This window comes from Enhygromyxa salina, from assembly GCF_000737335.2.
GTDB lineage: Bacteria > Myxococcota_A > Polyangia > Nannocystales > Nannocystaceae > Plesiocystis > Plesiocystis salina_C.
Genome location: NZ_JMCC02000232.1, coordinates 1 through 3,456 on the forward strand (window position 1 = coordinate 1; position 3,456 = coordinate 3,456).

General features: G+C 61.9%; 4 protein-coding genes. 1 reads left to right on the plus strand and 3 read right to left on the minus strand.

Translation table 11 applies throughout. The features are described 5' to 3' along the window. Window positions 1-250: 250 nt before the first annotated feature. The 3 genes from DB30_RS40410 to DB30_RS40420 all read right to left on the minus strand — a co-directional run bounded on the left by DB30_RS40410 (window position 251) and on the right by DB30_RS40420 (window position 2,927). A complete protein-coding gene (locus DB30_RS40410; RefSeq protein WP_052559433.1) occupies window positions 251-709 on the minus strand; it encodes a hypothetical protein in 459 nt (152 codons plus the stop codon). A 423-nt stretch (window positions 710-1,132) separates the two neighbouring features. Next, a complete protein-coding gene (locus DB30_RS40415; protein ID WP_146662904.1) occupies window positions 1,133-1,792 on the minus strand; it encodes a hypothetical protein in 660 nt (219 codons plus the stop codon). A 4-nt stretch (window positions 1,793-1,796) separates the two neighbouring features. Next, window positions 1,797-2,927 carry a hypothetical protein gene (locus tag DB30_RS40420; RefSeq protein ID WP_052559437.1) on the minus strand — a complete coding sequence of 377 codons (1,131 nt, stop codon included), beginning with the start codon at window positions 2,925-2,927 and terminating at the stop codon, window positions 1,797-1,799. A 327-nt stretch (window positions 2,928-3,254) separates the two neighbouring features. On the opposite strand from DB30_RS40420, the gene DB30_RS42080 reads away from it, so the two are divergent. Further along, window positions 3,255-3,456 (plus strand): hypothetical protein (locus tag DB30_RS42080; RefSeq protein WP_205633199.1); only part of this gene is annotated, 202 nt, incomplete at its 3' end.

Genomic DNA, 3,456 nt, shown 5'->3' on the forward strand with positions numbered 1-3,456 from the left:
CTCCTAGGCAGGAACGGCCCCAGACGCACCTGACGACGCGACTCCAAACTGATCGGCGCTCTAGCTGCTCCGGTCGAGCCACTGAGGCGGAGAGGCCGGCGCCGTCGCTCGGATGGTTCGCCCACAAGCAGCGCTGCGAGGCACGTGTCGCTTTCGTGCAACTCAAACACCGGAGCATCCTCGCAGCAGAACCGCTCCAGAGCGCGCCCATCGAACTCCGGTATGATGAACTCGCCGATGATTGATCCGCCTACTCTGGAAGCGTGCGGTAGTGCAGCACGAACGGTGCGCCCGCGGGGCCCGACTCGAGCGTCACCTGGACCCTATAATCAGCCGCTGCCGGAATTCGGGCGTGGATGACCTCGACACCGGTGGTGCCCTTGGATCGCGCGACGATGACGTTGCCTGCGTCCAGCAAGCGCACGTCGACGTTGCCGGGCTTGGGATCAGCGCGCAGCTCCAATGACACAAACGCGGGTCCCGCGATCGGAAGCATGAAGGTGTCGGTGGGATCGCTGTCACAGACGAAGCCCTCGATCACTCCCCCTTGTATGTGATCCCACAGTGGCAGCGGCTCATCGCCCTCGTATGGGTCGACTTCGCAGAGGACCGTGCACTGGGCGGCGATACACACAGGGTACTCGAGCGGACAGTCATCGTTGGTGATGCACCCGCTGCACGTCCCCGCGTCCGGCGACGGCGGCTGCACGCAAACGTCCTCTTTCAGTTCCTGGCATTGCTCATCCTCCGTGCAGGGAACACACGCATCATCTTCGCAGACCGGCGCAGAGTCGGGGCACTGGCCGAGTATGGAACAGCCCTGGCACACCTCGCCCACGCAGATCGGCGTGGGATTGGAGCAATCCGCCGAGCTTTCGCATTCTACGCAGTGACCATCCACGCACACACTGGGGCAGTCGCCGTCGGATTGACACTCTGGCGGTGTTTCCGTCGTGTTGGTGTTGGTGTTTGTTGTTGATGCGTCGCTGTCGCCACTGTCGCTGTCGCCACCTCGACCTGTACCGGGGGCCTCGGGCGCGCAGGCGGAGGCCAATGTGCTCATGGCCACCGCTGCCACTGCAAACAGCGCGACTGTACCGAACCTATTGATGTACAGCATGGGCAGGACCGGCTACGGCTCTTGGGCGGTCTGGGTGCAGCAGCACACAAAATGGGCGCAAGTCTGTTGAAAGGGGCCGCATGGCTGGCCGAATGGCAGCTCGTCGTCACAGTTGAGCCACTGACCCACACCATCGCTTTGAAAGTTGCCTTCGCACGACAGTTGGTCGTCTTCGTACCATCCGTACGCGATATCAGTACATGCGAGCGGGTCATTTTGGGGAACACACGCCTCCCCCTGTGCGCCGCAGACCTCGTCACACGTGGATAGACCGTCTTGGATGGATGCACACTGTGAATACAATGGTGCACATTCACCCAGGTAGCACCCACCCTCGATGACCGGGTCGAGGTTCGTCACGCAGGTACGCCCGCATACCCCGCAGTTTTCTGCATCAAACATGGGGTTGACGCACCTGCCATCACACGTGATCTCGTCATCATCGCAGACTTGGTCGCCGTCGCCGTCGCCGTCTACGTCGCCGTCGCCGTCGCCGTCGCCGTCGCCGTCGCCGTCGCCGTCGCCGTCTACGTCTCCGTCGCCGTCTCCGTCTCCGTCAACATCTGGCGAGGCTTCCCCCGTGTCTGGTTGCGGAAGTGGGTCCCGATTGCAGCCCATTATCAAGATCGCCCATGAGACCAACAGTGATGAGAAGTACGCTGACCTAGTCATATTTCTACCGGTCGATCCCGCGGGTATGGCTGACGGTTAACCACGTTGTGAGGTCGTCGCCGTTCAGCCCCCCACCAGCGATGTCCAGAATGAACTCGTCGAAGTACGTAGAACTCGTCCCGTTCACCTTCCACGGGTACGAGAGACTCAGTAGGCCGAGCAGTGTCGCGGACGGGACTGACGTCAAGACGCGCATGTCCCACAGCGCAAACGCCCAATCGGAGGCCGTGGCGACGCCGCTCGGACACATGTCTGGCTCGCAGTTGGCTTGGTGGTGCCAGCTATCTGCAATCGTCGTCAGATCAGAACCATCTAGAATGCAATCGTCTGGGAGGGTTGGCTCGCCCAGTTCATTGGTGTCGGGGTGGTAGCGGCATTGCCACTGAGACCCGGATACCGACCATGCCTTCACGCCATCACGCGGCGCAGCGCTGACGTCGTTCCAAACGAGCATCGCGAAGAAGTCCGCGAATCCCTCGATCGCAGCCGCAGACTGCCACTCTGTTGACTCGGCGGACCAGGTCAGCGTGCAATCGTTGGGTCCACCGTAGCAGTAGTCCGCCTGCGCGTTGGAGAAGCTTGGAACGCTGTGGACCAGGGTCTTGAGGTGCCCATACTCGTGGGTAACAGAGAACTTGCTGGCAAAAACAGAGTGGCCAATGTTCGAGGTAGGCCATCCGCCCGCGAACCGGTTGGAGATTGTATTGGCGCCAACCGACGTTCGTGTGCAATAGGTCTCGTTGTGCGCGGTCGGCACTCGGCGTTCTGCGAAGGCCGCAGCGAAATGGATGTAGGACTGGCGTGTCGCATACTCCACTTGGAGGTCCCCGCCACCGGGCGGGACAGGCACAGGTTTGACACTGCCTTTACTATGGCAGTCGATCTCGCTCCCAGCGCAATCGAGCGAGACGACGCTGACACTGGTCTCCGAAAAGTAGGACCAAAAGTAGGACTCGACCTCGAGGGTCGCACCCACGGGAGCGTCGAACTCGGTCGAGCAACCTTCGTCGTCAAGTGGCGCCCAGCCCCAGATCCTGTCTCCGTCCAAGGTCACACTTGTCAGCAGCCGCGGGAACCGGAGTGAACCCGGCTCGTCGAGACGCCCAAAGTCTTCCCGAAGATCGCGGCCGTCCATGTTGGGCGAGTAATCCCATAGCAGTTGTGGGCTACTGCGGGCGCCGACACAGACACGAACGCCAACCGCGTGTGCGAGCAAGGGGGTCAGCAACAGGTGCGTCCCGAAGAAGACAGGCACGGCCCAGTAGGCTTGCTGTCCTGCGGATCCCATCGGGCCTCTCGGGATTCTCGGGATTCTCGGGATTCTCGTCATTGGGAGAGCATAGAGTTAGCGAGGTCTGCGGGTCAATAAAAAAGCGGGGGACACGCTCTCTGCACAAAACGCCCGAGGACCGGTCAAGCCGGCGCGAACTCGCGCCCGAACCACTGACGGACACATCGCTCGGTGCCGAGCTTGATGGTGGAGACTCGCGTGGGACGGTTTGGCATGGAGTTTGATCCCGTCTCGCACGCGACCGCCTACCCGTCAGGGTGGTTGGCTACCGATGGCGATTGCGAGGAGCGCCAGCCCGATCGCCACAGTGCTCGCCAGAGTGTCAACCTCGTGGCCGCGCTGCCGCGCGCGCAACCACTGGGAGATGAAGGCG

What these genes read in the sequence shown, in the direction of transcription:
- DB30_RS40420 (WP_052559437.1), bottom strand. Translation starts at nt 2,927, where the DNA reads ATGGACGGCCGCGATCTTCGGGAAGACTTTGGGCGTCTCGACGAGCCG.
- DB30_RS40415 (WP_146662904.1), bottom strand. Translation starts at nt 1,792, where the DNA reads ATGACTAGGTCAGCGTACTTCTCATCACTGTTGGTCTCATGGGCGATC.